A 15,570-nucleotide genomic window follows, 5' to 3' on the forward strand; every position below is an offset into this window, starting at 1 on the left:
CGAGCGAGTTCGTTGGATTTGGCCGGTGATAAGTTCCGTGGAGACCCTCCGCTTAGATGGGTGCCGTCGATCGCATTCCCGAAATTGCCAAGACCGGCTCACCTCCATCTGAGAGCAAGAGACAAGAGCAGGACCATCGCACTTATGCAGGGAGCCGCGGCCAAGAGGAGAAACAGCGGAAGCGGACGAGATCGGTTTCGGCTACGCCCCACCTCGATCGAAGGATCGTGGCGAAACTGACGGAACCTCCAAGGTATGGCCACGCCACGACTCCAGCTGGCCCGTCGATGAAAGAAACAGTTTCGAGCGCACCCTAACAATCGCCAGTGACGACGAGCTTGCCAGCTCCGAGATGTGTTGTCCTGCAAAGCGATCTCGCAGCCGCGCCGAGTTGCCATATGCGTCTGCTTCGCGTGACCATGCAAACTTGGCCCCCCCGTTCTGGTTGGAATTGATCTCCCCGATCTATCGCGCTCTGGAGCTTACCTGGCGCTAGTGCGCTATATGGCGAATGTGATCGCCGAATTTCTGCGCTCCGCACAGGAAATCAACCGAATCGAGCTTAGCGAAACTGCAATACTGGCTCCGTAAATCCGTCACACGGGTTAAGTCGAATCCGTGTAGCCTTTGTCAATGCTGAGTAGGCGCATTTGATCGAGTGGCTTGGCTCCTCGCCCTGAAGGCACGAAGAATAAGTCTGGAACATACCTTGAGCAGCGATGCCATTGATGGTGCGACGAACATTGGGAAATCGCTCGCGCACGTAAAGGCGGCGAGCTGGGGCCGTGGTCTGAGCACATTGCTACGTGTGACACGCATGAACTTGCGGCACCCCTGGCAAGTCTCCTTGGCGATTGGCTCGACCGTCATTGCGACAACCTTGCAACTGCTCATTCCCCAGCTGCTCGGTAGCGCCGTCGATCAATCCCAAGCCGCTGTGGGCGGCGGCGCTACAGGGGCCGCCGCGGGGCATGCTCTCTGGATTTCCGCAACCCTTCTGCTATTCGTCAGCGTGCTGCGCGGCCTCTTCACAATGATGCAGAACTATTTCTCCGAGGCAGTCGGCCATCACCTTGCCTACGAACTGCGCCTTGCATGCTACGAGAAAATCCAGCGCCTCAGCTTCTCCTTCCACGATCAAGTGCACTCGGGCGATCTGATCACCATCGGCATGCTCGACCTCGACGGTGTGCGGATGTACTTCTCGACAGCACTGGTCCGTGCAGTGCTCCTCACGATGCTGATCGGCATCGGGGCTTATATGCTGATCTCCACTGATCTGGTGCTCGGTCTTCTGGCGCTCAGCTTCGTGCCTTTTGTCGGCTGGCGCTCGTCCGTCACCCAGCTCCGGCTGCGCGGAACCTGGCTGGAACTACAGGAGCGGCTTTCGGTCCTCTCCCGCGTGATGGAGGAAAATCTCGGCGGCATCCGTGTTGTGCGCGCCTTTGCGAGCCAAGCTTACGAAATGCTCAAATTCGATCGCGCCTCCAGGAATGCGCTGGAACTTGCGCATCAGCGCATAGGCATTCGCGTGCGCAGCACCTCAGCCATGACCTTCTCGTTCTTTATTGCCATGGGATTGGTGCTGCTGGTCGGAGGAGGCAAGTTGATTGCCGGCGAGATCAGCGTGGGCAGGCTCACCACCTTCCTGACGTTCATGACGATCCTGCAGATGCCCGTCCGCCAGATCGGGCTGATGGTCAATGCGTTTGCACGCGCCTCCACATGCGGGTCGCGTCTTTTCGATCTCCTCGACGTCGAGCCCGCCGTTAAGGATGCGCCGGATGCCCGGCCGCTGACGATTGCCGAGGGCACGCTCCGCTTCGAGAACGTTTCCTTCGTTTACGCTGCGGCCGGGTGCTGGCCGATCCTAAAGAATGTGAGCTTCGAGGCGCGCAAGGGCGAGACCGTGGGCATCGTCGGCCCACCCGGCTCGGGCAAATCGACGATCGCGCATCTCATTCCGCGCTTCTACGATGTTACGGGCGGACGGATCACGCTCGACGGACAGGACATCCGCAAGGTCACTCTGACCTCCTTGCGCAGGCGCGTGGCGGTGGTGCAGCAGGATGCCTTCCTCTTCACCACCACCATCGAGAATAACATCGCATATGGCGACCCCTGGGCCAACGAACAGCGGATCGAGCGGGCAAGCGAGTCGGCACAGCTCCATAATTACGTGCTCGGCCTGCCTACCGCTTACAAGACTGTGGTTGGCGAGCGCGGCGTATCGCTTTCGGGCGGCCAGCGCCAGCGGCTCGCGATCGCTCGCACCATGATGCTCAGGCCTTCGGTGATTGTCTTCGACGATTCCGCGGCGGCGATCGATGCGGCGACCGAGCTACGCATCCGCTCTGCCATGCGCCGCTTCGCCAAGGATCGCGTGACGATCGTCATCGCCCACCGGCTGAGCTCGTTAATGCACGCCGACCAGATCCTCTTCGTTGAGAACGGCGAGATCGTCGAGCGTGGCACGCATCACGAGCTTCTCGACAAGGGTGGCCGCTACAACGCGCTCTATGAGCTTCAGGTGCGTCCTGGCGATGAGGTTCTGAAGGACCGGCGCTCATGATCCAGGGGCATGCAGGCGAGATCGGGGCCGACCGCAACGACGTGCTCGACAACGGAGGCCGTCCGCCCCGTGCTGTCGTCGGCACGCAGCGCCTCGAAGAGGAGATGTTCGGCCGCGCTTTCGATAAGGACATCCTCAAGCGTATCTGGGCGTTTGTTCGGCCCTATCGTCCGAAGCTGGCTGTCTCGGTCGCCGCGGTGCTGATCTTCACCGGGACCCAGCTCCTGATCCCGCTGATTATCCGCTACGCGATCGACGATGGCATGCGCCCGGGTGGCGGGGACCGCGCAGTGCTGACGTGGGCGGTAGCCGAGTTTGCGGCGGCGATCCTTATCAATTATGCGGCGAGCTACACCCAGGAGACTGTCGTCGGCCAAATAGCCGAGAACGTGCTCTTCGAAATACGTCGTGCCATGTTTGGCCACCTACAGAGGGTTTCGCTATCCTTCATGGACAAGACGGAGGTGGGGCGGCTGAGGTCGCGCCTGCAGGGCGACGTCAATTCCATGCAGGAATTCCTTGAAACTTGCGTGCTTTCGGTCGGCGATATCGCGCTGCTCTTCGGCATCGTCATCGTCATGCTGTGGCTCGATGTCCGCCTCGGCCTTTTGACATTCGCGGTGCTGCCAGTACTCCTCATCGTCCGCATCTTTTGGCTGCCGCGGGCCCGAGACGCATTTATCGCCGCCCACGAAACCAATTCGGTCGCCAATGGTGCGCTGGCTGAAGCCATCCACGGTGTGCGGGCGGTTCAGTCCATGGACCGCCAGCGGGTCAACTTCATGCTCTACGACGACAAGGCGCGCGCTAACCTCGAGAGGCATCTGAGGGCCGCCAAATACGCTCAGGTGATGGTGCCGATCGTCGACAGCCTCACCGGCCTTGCCATGGCCGTCGTCATCGTTGTCGGCGGTTCCATGGTCTTGAACGGGCGGCTCGATGTCGGGGTGGTAGTTGCCTTCCTGTTCTACATCCAGCGCTTCTTCGACCCGATCCGCTCGCTGACCCTACAATATTCGGTCATGCAGCGCGCCATGGCCTCCGGCAAGCGGCTCACCGACGTGCTGGACGTCAAGATAGACGTTAACGACAAATCGGACGCCAAGGTGCTTTCGCCGGACATGGACTGCTCGGTAGGGTTCAGGAACGTTACCTTCGGCTACAATTCAAAGTACCCCGTGCTGAAGAAGGTCTCCTTCCGGGTCAATTCCGGCGAGACCGTTGCGCTTGTCGGCCCCACCGGCTCGGGCAAGTCTTCCGCCATGGCGCTCGTCCACCGCTTTTACGACGTGCAGCAAGGTCAGGTGCTGGTCGGCGGACAGGACGTGCGAGACTTGACACAGGAATCGCTGGGCCGATAGGTCTCGATGGTACTGCAAGAACCTTTCCTCTTCACCGGCACGGTCTTTGAGAACATCCGTTACCACAAGACTGAAGCCACGCGTGAAGAGGTGATCGAAGCCGCCAAGGCAGTCGGCGCGCATGACTTCATCATGAGACTTTCCGGCGGGTATGAAGCCCAGCTTGGCGAACGCGGCGGCAATCTTTCTCTGGGCCAACGGCAGCTGATCAGCTTCGCTCGCGCCCTCGTCGCGGATGCCAAGATCCTTATCCTCGACGAGGCCACTGCCAATATCGATAGCTACACCGAGATGTTGATCCAAAAGGCGCTGATCAGGCTACTGAAGGGGCGGACGGGCCTCGTCATCGCTCACCGGCTCGCCACGATCCGCGGAGCGGACCGCATTATCGTGCTCCAGTCTGGGCAGATGATTGAGAGTGGCAACCACGACCAACTGATGGCCGCAGGCGGTCTCTATTCCAAACTCTACAACCTTAACTACGCCTCTTTCGACGATATTCCAAGTGAGGAGCTTGAAGGCTCGCTACAGAGCGATTCGCAAACTTGAGATCCGACTTTGGTTCACTTTCCCTACCGGTGGCGCCTGACGAGACGATGAGCCCCGCTCGGATCGAGCCTGACAATTCCAGCGCCCAGCCACGGCCTTCGCATGCCTGCGTCGAGATACGCCATCCGGTTATGGCGGTTTCTTTTGAAGACGCGAGGCAGTTAGACTAGGGATCTCCACCGCGCCACTCCGCCCCGTGAAGGCGCGTCATCTCGTGATGAGCGCGTTTGATCAAGGCGGGCTCGAACCAAGGGCCAGCACCGAGTGATGCGGTGAGTGCGAAGATGCAGCCGAAAAAGCTATTCACCAGATCTCCGGTAGCGTCGCCGGCAGCGACGGCAAGTTCTTACTGGGGACGGTCGCACGGGCGGCGAAGACTCTCGTCCATTATTCTCGCCATACTCTCGACCGAGGACCGCTCGAAAACGCTAGGGCTTTTTAGGGTCTCAGCCAATCCCTTCCAACTCTGCCAGGCATTTTTCGATGTTGTCCTTGGCTTCGTTCAGAAGCCTTTTCGTTTCTTCCAAACGCTTGAAATCGGGCTTCACCGGACCGCCACTCACCGCACTCAGGTGACGGCAAATGGTCGTGAGATCGTTGGATATGTCCTCAAGAACGAAAGCTACGTTTTCGAGCGGCACCAGCTCTGAAAAGAAGGTCTTCGAGACAGCGTCGTCCTGGCCGGTCGGGCCGTCGAACTTCACCTCCACCAGGGGGACCAGGACATCGCGATCGTCACGAGCAGCTTTGCCCATACTCATGATCAGCGAGCTGAAGGTCGTTGAGATATATGTCAGTCGATCGACGAGAGCACTTCCATACAGCACCACAGAGCCGGGATCGCCCGCCTCATCCGCTTTCAAGGCATTGAGATCCTCATTCGACATGTTCATCCTCTTCGTACAGATGCAGTGCCCCTACGGGGAATGAGGCGGCTTTGGGACTGCTTGCCGCCTCGATGGCGTAAGAGCCGTGGGCTTCGGTCTTTTTTGTCTGGACGACGGTGACGGAAAAACCTTGGTATGAATTCTTAGTCCTCACCTTCATGTATTCGGGCGCTGCAGGTGCGGGTCCTTGAAAATGAAGCAGATATTCTTCCATGGCGCGACGGAAGCCACTATCTCCGGCACTGAGCAGCCCAGCCGTATGCGGGGCGTGTCCAGAGTTCTGTATCGCCAGGTCAAAGGAGCGAAGAACCGCATCCACATTTGCCACCAGATAGTGAGGGTGAGCGGCTCCAGCTGGCGAGCATTTATCTCCCAGCAGTGCGGGCACTTGGCTGCGCTTCTTCCCTTCGCGCTTTTCCAGCTCAAGCAAACCGTCGCGCGTCAAAGCGAAATGAGCGAATTTTCCCTGTGCCGTTCGTTCCACAAATCGCGCGTTTATCATCAGCCGTAAAATACGGCTCAGATTGGCGTCTTTGAGTTCTAACTTCTTAGCGATCGCGGCCTTCTCCATCTGACGCGACGGTGCGTCGCGGAGCAGCCGAAGGATTGCGACCACGTGCTGACGGTGCATGACCTCGCTTGGACGCGCGAGCTTGGAGGTGTTGATCGACATTTGCAGAAGATCGTAGAATGCTCGGAACCGCTCCGCGTAGGCAGCATTCCTCGGCCCGAGAGTTGCGCTCGTCCGTCGCAGAATGTCGAACCACTCTCGCAGCTCTGGATCACGCCGGCGGCTCTCGAGCGCGTTCCAAATCCACGCGCCGAGGGTGGCGTAGAGCCGCTCCAGAGTTTTTTCGGATCCCTCTTTGAGCAATTCCGAAATGAGCCGCCTGGCCTCTCTGGCCGTTGCTTCGCCCGTCTCTATCTTTTCCAAGGCTACGTCAGGCATGGGCTAGACCTACATCACAACCGTTAAGAACGTTTTACAACGCTTTACTCTGATTTTAATCCCCGAATCTAGGTGTCAAGAGCCCATTTGTAGGCAGTCCAAACGTTTTTTTGACCCAGTTGAAGGGCTGAAACCGAGTTGGGTTCTTTCAGTAGCGGTAATATGGTACCTAGTCTTCCGTCTCTGAAGGCCGTGTGGGTGGGATGTTGCACCACGAAACTTCGGGTGCCGAACCGCACCTCCACTTGGGCTGCTGTGGTCTGGTGCCCTTGCATGGTGCGGTCGTTTCCCATTGAGGGCACCAGCATCACATCGACATCGAGGTCGATGAATGGCGTCTCGCACAGGTCGCAAAAATCAAGGCAAATGGCGACTCCGATTAACGCACCCTCGGTGGCAAGGACACATATGCGATCGCCCGCGATGATGTTTTCCGTGCCCCAATCATCGTCCGCGTAAGGGGCGATCTTGTCGTACGTCAGGCGCTCCTCACCATACCCGTCATAGATCCGGGCCCGGTTCACGATCCCATGGTCGCCTGCTTCGTGCCAAGTCCCGGGAATCAGAATTTCGGGCGGTTCGAGCTCATCAGCGACGTCACGCTCGCGGATAAGTTTGATGATTCTCTCCCGCAAATCCGGGGGAACGGTCAGCTCAGGCCAGACGACCGCGATGCAATTTTCTCGCAGTGCCTGGCCGATCTGCACCGCAATCGCTTCTCCTGCAGAAGGCGCCTCTATGCTGGCGACCGTGAAGCGCTTATCGTCTTCCACCGAAATGAATTCGGGATTGAGCTTCAGCGCCTTGAACAGGCAAGCTCCCATCTTCCACTTGCTCGCATTCCTCGCTGCACTATGCAAAGTCCGGGTATCGACCACGTGGACGGGGTAGCCCTGTATCAGTGTAGGTAATATCCGGTGAAAGAGCGTGCCTCGCTTTGAGTAAGCTTGCCCCCGTCGGGCAGGGCGCAATGCGCTGACGCCCTGCCGCGGAATGAACCAGCATCCGAGCTGCTCGAAGTGCCACTCACTTGGCGCCATCGGCCAGTGAGAGCGCCGCTCGGCAAGCACCCGATCGATTTCCCGTATGAGGCCGCCCATCCTCAAGGCTGCCAATTCGGGCGTTTCTTCTGATAGCGACCACGAAAGGTGGCCGTCTCCTATCGAGTCGGTGAAGGTTTCCCGCGCCTTCTCGATCCGCCTTTCCGTCAGATTTCGATAGGCCTTGTGGATGCTGCCGGGAGCACTGCGAAACAGTGCGTCAAGATCAACCAGAGCTTTCCTGAGCTCGTCCCGACTGGCATTCGTAATCGCCTCGTGCCCGCGAGCAAGCCCTTGGGCTGCCTTTTTCCAAACAGCAAAGGCCTCTCTCTCAGTTCGGTTGTTGACGGGCCGCGGCAAATCTTCGTCCAAATCATGCAAGCAATATGTTTCTTCGATAGGCGCGTGCGGATCTGTTTGCAATCGGCTTGACGCGTTGCTCACACCTCTTGGTGTCAATGCTGCTTGTTGTTCAGCCTGGCTTTCAATGACGCGGTCGCGGCGCGCGGAAAATCTGCGCAAACAGGGCCAGGGACAACGAAAAGCTGCAATGTGCTCACGATGCTATTGACGAACCGATGCGACTGCTTTTCAATCTGCGCGGGAGATCTGCGCGCTCAGCGACGCGGAGGGGGGCGATCATGTGGAATTTCTGCCGCGCCGCGCCATGCGCTGGCATCTGCCTTGCGATGGGTGGATGCACGAGCCTCTACTACATTCATGATCCGCAGACCGGCGTGGTCACAGCCGGTGAGCTGCCGTATTTTCTCAAGTCAATCAGGTGTGAGGTCGTGACCTTCTACCAGATCGAGCGCGAGAGGCGGAAGGAATACCTGAAAATCTACAAAACCCAGCCTGAAGAAGCGTTCGACAAGTACGCTCATTTTGACATCGACCCCTTTCTCTATGGCACCTTCTTCCTGGAGTTGAAGGTGACCGATACAGGCGGACTCGGATCCGGTACAGCATTCGACTACAAGCGGATTCTCAACGCGATAAGCAACGACGTTACTCATGTCGGTCCCACCGCTTCGGCTCAGGACACTTATGACCTGATCTGGTCATTCCTCATGAAGCAGAATGCCCAGCTTGCGTCCGATAATACTCCGGCCTCGGCCGGTTCGGCGACCTATGAACGTGGTTGCTATCGTGGAACGCCTATTGATCTGCCAGAGCTCGAGGCTCTCGCCGAGAACAAATTTCCGGAGCGGGTCGCCTACAAGCGCATCATTGTCGATGCTTCAAAACCATTCGCGACGTGGTTGCGGGACAACGCTGTTCTCATCTCCGCTAACAATCTGACGCCCGCCATGCCGTCGGAGAGCGCGGAGCCAGCGCAAATGACCTACACCTTCTCGGTTCAGGTAACCGGCGGCGTCGAGGCAAAGTACTCCCTCACCTCGGTGCGTTGGACCCCTGCTGCAGTCCAGGCTTCTGCCTCCGCGCAGCAGTTCAGCAATCTTGGGATTTACATCAATGGTCCGAATGCGGTCCTCGCCAATGGAGCCAAGTCCGGCTCGGCTGGTTATGCGGCAAAAAGGCCGCCGCTCGGATCAAAGGACAACCCCATTTATACGGCGCCCTCGCCGGGCGGGGAGAAGTCGCAGGAATTCCCCGGGGGAGCGGGAGCTGGCGGTCGCCGTGCCGGAGGCGGACCTCGGACCAATGGTTTTATTGTGGCGCCGGTGCCGGTCTTCCCGCCGAGCCCAACCCCTACGCAGTAGGAAGCATGCTTCGCCTCTGGGTGCCCAGATTAGTATTGCTGCTCGCGCTCTCGTTCTCTTTGAGCGCGAATGCTCAGCCTGCGCTTCCTTCGGGCGTGTCCGAAATGGAGTTGTACGGCACGGTCATCCGCGGCTCAAAATGGGACATCAAGGAAATCCCAGTGTGCTGGGAAAACCTCAAAGCGCAGGACAGCAAATATGCCGTCCTCGTTCGGAAAGCCGTTGCCGAGACTTGGGAGACGGCGGCGAAGGGGGCGTCCGGTTTTCGAAGAATTGGCCCGCCTGCACAGACGGTGCGCCTGGCATTCACGTGCGGATAGCCGACGACGGTGCTCACACGGACCTTGTCGGAAATACCTCGACGGCAAGTCCTCAGGCATGACTCTCAATTTCAGTTTCAATCATTGGAGCAAAGGTTGCCAGGACAAACGAGAATTTTGCATTCGCGCGATCGCGGTCCATGAATTCGGACACGCGCTTGGCTTTACGCATGAGCAGAATCGTGATGATGCTCCGGAGCAATGTCGCAACGAAAAAGCGTCCGGCTCAGTCGGCGATTACATAGTCACCAAATACGATCCCGATTCAATAATGAACTACTGTAATTCAGCATGGAACGGAAACGGACAATTAAGCCCACTCGATATCGCCGCTGTCAGGACGTTCTATCCGTCCTGACATTTTGCGTCCTTGCCCTGATGTGCGCGCCGGTGCGAGCGGACCGTGCGGCGGTGCAGATTGCCGCGCGCTACAACGTCAGGACGGTTCACGTCCAGTTCGTTGGCCTGATGTTCAACGGCAAGCAAGAAGTCGGTGGCGGTTCCGGGCTACTGATCGGCGACAGCCTCGTGCTGACCAACAGCCACGTGATCGGACGCGAGGAGAACTACAAAACCCTCGAGGTTGATGCCCGGCTCGGGTCGCGCAATGCAAATCCGATAAAAGTCACTGCCGTGCATCGCGACGACACCCGAGATATGGCCCTCCTCGGGTTGGCACAGCCCGCGGGAAACAGCGGGGGAGCCTCGCGGTGTCCGATGCCTGTGATCGACCACAATCAGCAAGCCCCGATGGGAACCCAGCTATATCTGCTCGGCTATCCTCTCGATCTGGATCTCAGCATATCGAGCGGCCTGATCAGCAACCAAACGAGCCCCAATGGCCGATGGCAGACCGATACGGTGATGAACGTCGGCAACAGTGGCGGGCCGGCTTTCAATGAGTTCGGTGCACTGCTTGGGATCGCGGTCGGCGGTATCGTCAAGTGGAATGAGGCACAGGTTTCGGGTGTCAACTTCATCATCCCCGCGACCCTGATTACTGCAAGCCCACTCTACAACATGATCGCCGCCATTCCCCAGCCCTCCGTTTGCTGGACGAAATGGGTCGACACAACGATCTCTTTTGAGAACTGGAGCAAGCTGAACTCCACGCATGTGCAGACACAGGCCGATGCCGGCGTGAAGATTCCCCAAATTCTGGCCGGAGCAATCCACACTCTTGTGCCCGAAGACCGCCGCCTCATCGTGAACGTGCCGGTTTCGCAGCTCGTCGAGCCGAAGCAAATCGATCGCTCCTATACGGTGGACAAGACCAAGGACGATCACCCGGTCGTGTTTGCCGAGCACTCGGCGGACTATACCGAAAACTTCCCTGCTGAACCCGGCTACCGCATCACAGGATGCAAATGGCATGTCGAGACGGCAAATGGTGCAAGCAATATCGCTTGCGCCATCAACGACGGCGGAGCGCAGGCACGCTTCACCTATAAGCTCACCAGCGGGCCCGCTGTGGACAGGTACCGCGGATGGCTCGGGGCTACGGTCAACGTGTCTCAGGTCCTTGCGAAGTAGGTGTTTATAGTTGGTCATGCTTGCATCGCAAATTCGAGCCTCGAACCGTCTGCAACGGATCGGAGAGGTTTGTCGACGTCTCCGCACCGTGCTCATCGTTTTGTGCTGCGCGCTCGCGACCGGTTGCGCCCATCAGGGGCCGACCTCGCAGCCGCTCAAGCCGCATGTCCACAAGGCTCCCAAGAAACATGGGAGCGCTCTGAAGAGATATGGCTACCGCTACGGCCCTGGGTACTACCACCATGTCCGGCACTATCATGGCTATCGGCCATGGCGGCCGACGACCGGTGAGGCAAGCGAGGAGGCGCCTCCGAACAAGAGCACCACCGGAGCCGAGGTGGTGGTCGACAAGTCTGCGATTAAGGGCTTGGTGCCGGTCTACTTTGCCACCAATCGTGTTGTGACAGGCGGGCCAGGTCTGGAACTGAGCCAGATCTCGTATGGCCGGGCCGCTTCCAACACCTTTGGCTATGTGACGGTCAGCATTCCGGTCATTCACAAGATGGGCGAAGTGGAAACTCCTGGAACGAACTGGTGGGGAATAAAAGAGGCGGAGCAGGACGGAAAACACTTTCGAATTCAGAAGCTGAATCGGCTCTCTCGCGAAGAGTTTGCGGCTGCTATCAAAAATCCGGCAGATAGCCTGATGCTCTTTGTCCACGGCTATAACGTTGGGTTTAACGAGGCTGCTTTCAAGGCGGCCCAAATCGCTTTCGACGCCAACTATAAAGGTCGCGTGATGATGTATTCCTGGCCGTCCAAGGGTGGGTGGAAGGACTATGACTACGACCGCGAGAGTGCATTGTTCGCGCCGGATGGCCTGTTCGATCTTCTCCAGCTGATCAAAAAGGAGGGAAAGGTCTCCAGAATCATCGTCATTGCGCATAGCCTCGGCAGCGAAGTCGTCCTTGGCGCCTTGCAGCAAGCTGCCTTGAGCCAGACGACGCTTGGAATTACCGAGCTGATTTTTGCTGCCCCTGACGTGGACCGCGATCTTTATCTGCAACGTGCAAGTCAGATTAAGGCAGCCGCAGGGGCGGTGACTCTCTATGCCTCCTCGACGGATCTGGCACTGCTTGCTTCGATGAAGAAAGCGCAATCCAAATCGCGAATGGGATTCGTGACCAAGAGCGGCCCAACCTTGGTCCCTGGCATCGAAACGATTGATGTTTCGGCCGTCGGAGGCGAAATGTTTGCTCTAAACCACAGTACTTACTCAACGAGCCGCGCGGTTCTCGATGACATCGGTCGGATCATCTCCTCTTCGGCACATCTTAAACCGCCGCAGCGGACGCCCACTCTACGTTCGATGCCCGACGAGACCGATACGACCTACTGGATGTACCCCTACTGAAGCTTTTGGGCGTTGATGGCTCGCGGGGCACCGCTCAGTGAGCTGTGATATTGCGCTTGTTGTCGATTGCAACGTGCGGGACTGCGATCTCTGCAAGAGGCAGGTTCTCGAGAAATAGGAAACGGACAATGGCATTCGGGCACGACGCCCATCAGTGTGTATCTCAGCTGCGGCAAACGCTCGCTGCAGACAAACTCCCGATTGGATTTTTCCTCGGTGCAGGCTGCCCTTGCGCAGTCATGGTCGATGGAGGCAAGGGAGCGGGAATGTCGTCAATTATACCCGATATTCGAGGTCTCACTGCCTACATCCACGAAGTCCTGATGACGGCTGAGGATACGAGAGAAGCGTATTCAAAGCTTTTGGAAGTATTCAGGGAGGATGAAATCGATGCGCCCAACGTTGAGCTGATGCTCAACCGGGTGCGACAGTTTCGCGAAGTAGCCGGGAAAGCCGGCGTCAGGGGCCTTTCATCTGTTGAGCTGGCGGCCCTTGATTCGCACATCTGCAAAGCCATCGGAGCTCGCGTAAAGCGATCCCTTCCACTTGATTGGACTCCTTATCATTCGCTTGCGGAGTATGTCGGGCGCCATCGTTCTCCATCGACTGAGTTATTTACGACGAATTACGACATGCTCCTTGAAGAAGCTCTGGAGCATCAGCAGGTCCCCTATTTTGACGGGTTCGTCGGGTCTTCTCGTCCTTTCCTCGATCAAAAAGCAATTGAGGACGGAGAGGTCCCCCAGAGGTGGGCTCGTTTGTGGAAGCTTCATGGGTCCATCAATTGGCGGTTTAACAAAACTTCGAAAGTCGTGGTCCGCACAGATCGACAAGAAGACGGTGATGAGTTGCTCATCCACCCCTCACATCTGAAATACGACGAAAGCCGGCGAATGCCTTATTTGGTAATGGCGGACCGGTTGAAGACATTTCTAAAGCGCGGTGAGCGTCCTGTCGCCCTGTTCATCTTGGGATATTCCTTTGGAGACGAGCATATCAACGAGGCGCTTATCGATTGCCTGCGTTCCAACCCATCCGCTGCGTGCTTCGCAATCCAGTACGACGCGCTCTCCCGTTACCCCGCCGCTGTGAAGCTCGCCACTGAGAACTCAAATCTGTCCGTCATGGCAAAGGACCGAGCCGTCATCAGACGGCGAGAGGCCGGTTGGCTTATGAGGCCAACCGGAGATGTAGCCGCGCTGGCGGATATATTTACGGCCGGCCCCGAAGCCGCCGGTACTGATTCCGATGCGCCTCGGCCGTGTGAATTTGAGATCGGTAATTTTGCGAGATTTGGAGACCTCTTGCGTCTCGTGTCCAGCACTGTAGCTGAAGCAAGGTAGGTGTCATGACACGGACAGATCCTACACTGTTGGGTACGGTGGAAGACGTAAGCGGAGCAACTGTCCGGGTAAAGCTTGGAAGCGAGACCGTTTCTGGACTGAGCTTCATCGAAGGACAAAGCTATCGGGTCGGACAAGTCGGTGGATTTGTTCGGATCCCCCTGGGCTTCGTAAATCTTTACGGAGTGATCTCGCAAGTTGGTGCTAGTTCAGTACCAGAGCGGCTGGCGGAGGTGGAGATCCATGGCAACAGGTGGATGACCATACAGCTTGTTGGAGAGGGGCAACCCGGAGCTCGGTTTGATAGAGGAATCTCTCAATTTCCCACAGTCGGCGATACTGTTCATCTGGTCACCGAAAGCGATCTTAGGACGATTTACGGTCGGCCGAATGATTATCGCTTCGTGCAAGTCGGGCAGCTTGCGAGCGCAAGCAGCATTCCAGCTCTCATAGAGATTGATAAGCTCGTTACACGCCACAGTGCCGTGCTAGGGACGACTGGTTCCGGAAAATCAACGACCGTTGCGGGTCTGGTCGCCGCTCTGTCTGACGGCGGGCGCTATCCGTCCGCGCGTATCCTGGTTATCGATATTCACGGAGAGTACGGCAAAGCGCTGCAGGACAGGGCCGCAATCTTTCGGATCAATCCCGACATCAGGAAGGGCGAGCGGCCTCTCTATATCCCATATTGGGCAATGACTCTCGATGAGCTGTTGCCGATAACACTTGGTGCTATCGAAAACCCCGGCGATCGCGGAGCTGTTATTGATCGCATTATGGCCCTCAAATTACACGGGCTGAGTACGCGCGCCCGCCCAGGTGTCGATGCGGACAGCTTAAGCGTTGATACGCCTATCCCATTCAGCATTCATAAGCTTTGGTTTGACCTACATTGCGATATGCGATCAACCCATTTCGAACGGGATGGGCAAGCTCAATCGCGGGCTACGTGGGCACTAGAACATGATCCGGCCACGAACAAGCCGGTTCAAGAGGGAAGCGCGATAAGAGGGATACCACCAAGATTTCGCGCCCCGAAGGACATAAAGGGCGATGCAGAAAAGATACGGCTGAGTCGATCGGCGTTATCGATCAGCAGGCAGATTGATGCGTTAGGCTCCAAGATTCGCGACCCGCGGTTTGATTTCTTGCTGCGGCCAGGGCCGTACTGCCCTGCGGAGAACGGCAATACCGAGCAAGATCTTGATACGCTTTTAGCAGATTGGCTGGGTGATCGCAGTCCAGTCACCATTCTTGACTTGTCGAATATTCCACCTTCCATCCAATCAGAGCTGGTCGGCGCGGTGCTGCGCATCGTTTATGATGCCCTCTTCTGGGCCCGAAATATACCCGAGGGTGGGCGAGAACGTCCTCTGCTCGTCGTCCTCGAGGAAGCGCATGTCTATCTGAGCGAAAAGCAAATTGCTTCTACTGCGGTGCGCAGGATTGCCAAGGAGGGGCGCAAATATGGGATCGGTATGATGCTGGTCAGTCAACGGCCAGCAGAGATCGATCAGACAATTCTTTCACAGTGTGGGACCCTCTTCGCTCTGCGTCTTAGCAATGCTGAGGATCGCGGTCATGTGAAGGGCGCGGCTTCCGACAACTTGGATGGGCTCTTTGCGATGCTCCCCATCCTAAGAACTGGCGAGGCGGTCATAATTGGCGAAGCAGTGAATTTGCCCATCCGGACGCTCATCAATCCTCCGAGCGCCAGGCGTCGGCCCGACAGTTCTGACCCGAAAGTCGTCGTCGCTGGCTCGGAAGCGGACGGTTACGAAGGGCCAGGCGGGTGGAATCAACGGCGAGATCCAGCGAAATATTCCGAAGCTGTTGAATTATGGCGGCGTCAGAATCCACGGCCAACCAGTGTTTTTGTTGAGGCAATTGCAGAAAGTTCTGAGACAGGAGGTGAGAAGTGAGGCGGGATCCAGTGAC

At 57.6% G+C, this 15,570-nt stretch carries 11 protein-coding genes and 1 pseudogene; 9 read left to right on the forward strand and 3 right to left on the reverse strand.

All coding sequences use genetic code 11. The features are described from left to right. Positions 1-709 precede the first annotated feature (709 nt). Positions 710-2,572 (forward strand): ABC transporter ATP-binding protein, encoded by a 1,863-nt coding sequence (locus tag ABIA45_RS35675; RefSeq protein WP_404655114.1) that lies wholly within the window; start codon positions 710-712, stop codon positions 2,570-2,572. Then, positions 2,569-4,482, forward strand: a pseudogene (locus tag ABIA45_RS35680) (ABC transporter ATP-binding protein). The gene ABIA45_RS35675 and the pseudogene ABIA45_RS35680 overlap by 4 nt, the downstream one beginning before the upstream one ends. Before the next feature lie 446 nt (positions 4,483-4,928). Here the strand turns inward: ABIA45_RS35680 and ABIA45_RS35685 are convergent. The 3 genes from ABIA45_RS35685 to ABIA45_RS35695 all read right to left on the reverse strand — a co-directional run bounded on the left by ABIA45_RS35685 (position 4,929) and on the right by ABIA45_RS35695 (position 7,880). Continuing rightward, positions 4,929-5,369, reverse strand: a complete 441-nt coding sequence (locus ABIA45_RS35685; RefSeq protein WP_404655115.1) for a hypothetical protein — start codon at positions 5,367-5,369, stop codon at positions 4,929-4,931. After that, positions 5,359-6,318: a hypothetical protein gene (locus ABIA45_RS35690; protein ID WP_404655117.1), complete on the reverse strand. Its 960-nt coding sequence runs from the start codon at positions 6,316-6,318 to the stop codon at positions 5,359-5,361. Before ABIA45_RS35690 ends, ABIA45_RS35685 begins: the two co-directional genes overlap by 11 nt. 68 nt (positions 6,319-6,386) lie before the next feature. Next, positions 6,387-7,880, reverse strand: coding sequence for a hypothetical protein (locus ABIA45_RS35695; RefSeq protein ID WP_404655119.1), 1,494 nt, complete (start codon positions 7,878-7,880; stop codon positions 6,387-6,389). Positions 7,881-7,999: 119 nt separating this feature from the next. On the opposite strand from ABIA45_RS35695, the gene ABIA45_RS35700 reads away from it, so the two are divergent. The 7 genes from ABIA45_RS35700 to ABIA45_RS35730 all read left to right on the forward strand — a co-directional run bounded on the left by ABIA45_RS35700 (position 8,000) and on the right by ABIA45_RS35730 (position 15,554). Continuing rightward, complete coding sequence (locus tag ABIA45_RS35700) at positions 8,000-9,082, forward strand: hypothetical protein (protein ID WP_404655121.1); 1,083 nt, start codon at positions 8,000-8,002, stop codon at positions 9,080-9,082. Positions 9,083-9,117: 35 nt separating this feature from the next. Next, entirely contained in the window at positions 9,118-9,402 is a 285-nt protein-coding gene (locus ABIA45_RS35705; protein WP_404655122.1) for a hypothetical protein, read from the forward strand. 130 nt (positions 9,403-9,532) lie between these two features. After that, positions 9,533-9,760 (forward strand): M12 family metallopeptidase, encoded by a 228-nt coding sequence (locus ABIA45_RS35710; RefSeq protein ID WP_404655819.1) that lies wholly within the window; start codon positions 9,533-9,535, stop codon positions 9,758-9,760. A gap of 53 nt (positions 9,761-9,813) precedes the next feature. Next, the gene (locus tag ABIA45_RS35715; RefSeq protein ID WP_404655123.1) at positions 9,814-10,935 is read left to right on the forward strand and encodes a serine protease; all 1,122 of its coding nucleotides are present in this window, start codon (positions 9,814-9,816) and stop codon (positions 10,933-10,935) included. 16 nt (positions 10,936-10,951) lie between these two features. Beyond that, positions 10,952-12,289, forward strand: coding sequence for an alpha/beta hydrolase (locus ABIA45_RS35720; RefSeq protein ID WP_404655821.1), 1,338 nt, complete (start codon positions 10,952-10,954; stop codon positions 12,287-12,289). 323 nt (positions 12,290-12,612) lie between these two features. Further along, positions 12,613-13,632, forward strand: a complete 1,020-nt coding sequence (locus tag ABIA45_RS35725) for an SIR2 family protein (protein WP_404655125.1) — start codon at positions 12,613-12,615, stop codon at positions 13,630-13,632. A gap of 5 nt (positions 13,633-13,637) precedes the next feature. Further along, a complete protein-coding gene (locus ABIA45_RS35730; protein ID WP_404655127.1) occupies positions 13,638-15,554 on the forward strand; it encodes an ATP-binding protein in 1,917 nt (638 codons plus the stop codon). Positions 15,555-15,570 lie beyond the last annotated feature (16 nt).

Source organism: Bradyrhizobium sp. USDA 336 (genome assembly GCF_044908355.1).
In the GTDB taxonomy this organism is placed as follows: Bacteria; Pseudomonadota; Alphaproteobacteria; order Rhizobiales; family Xanthobacteraceae; genus Bradyrhizobium; species Bradyrhizobium yuanmingense.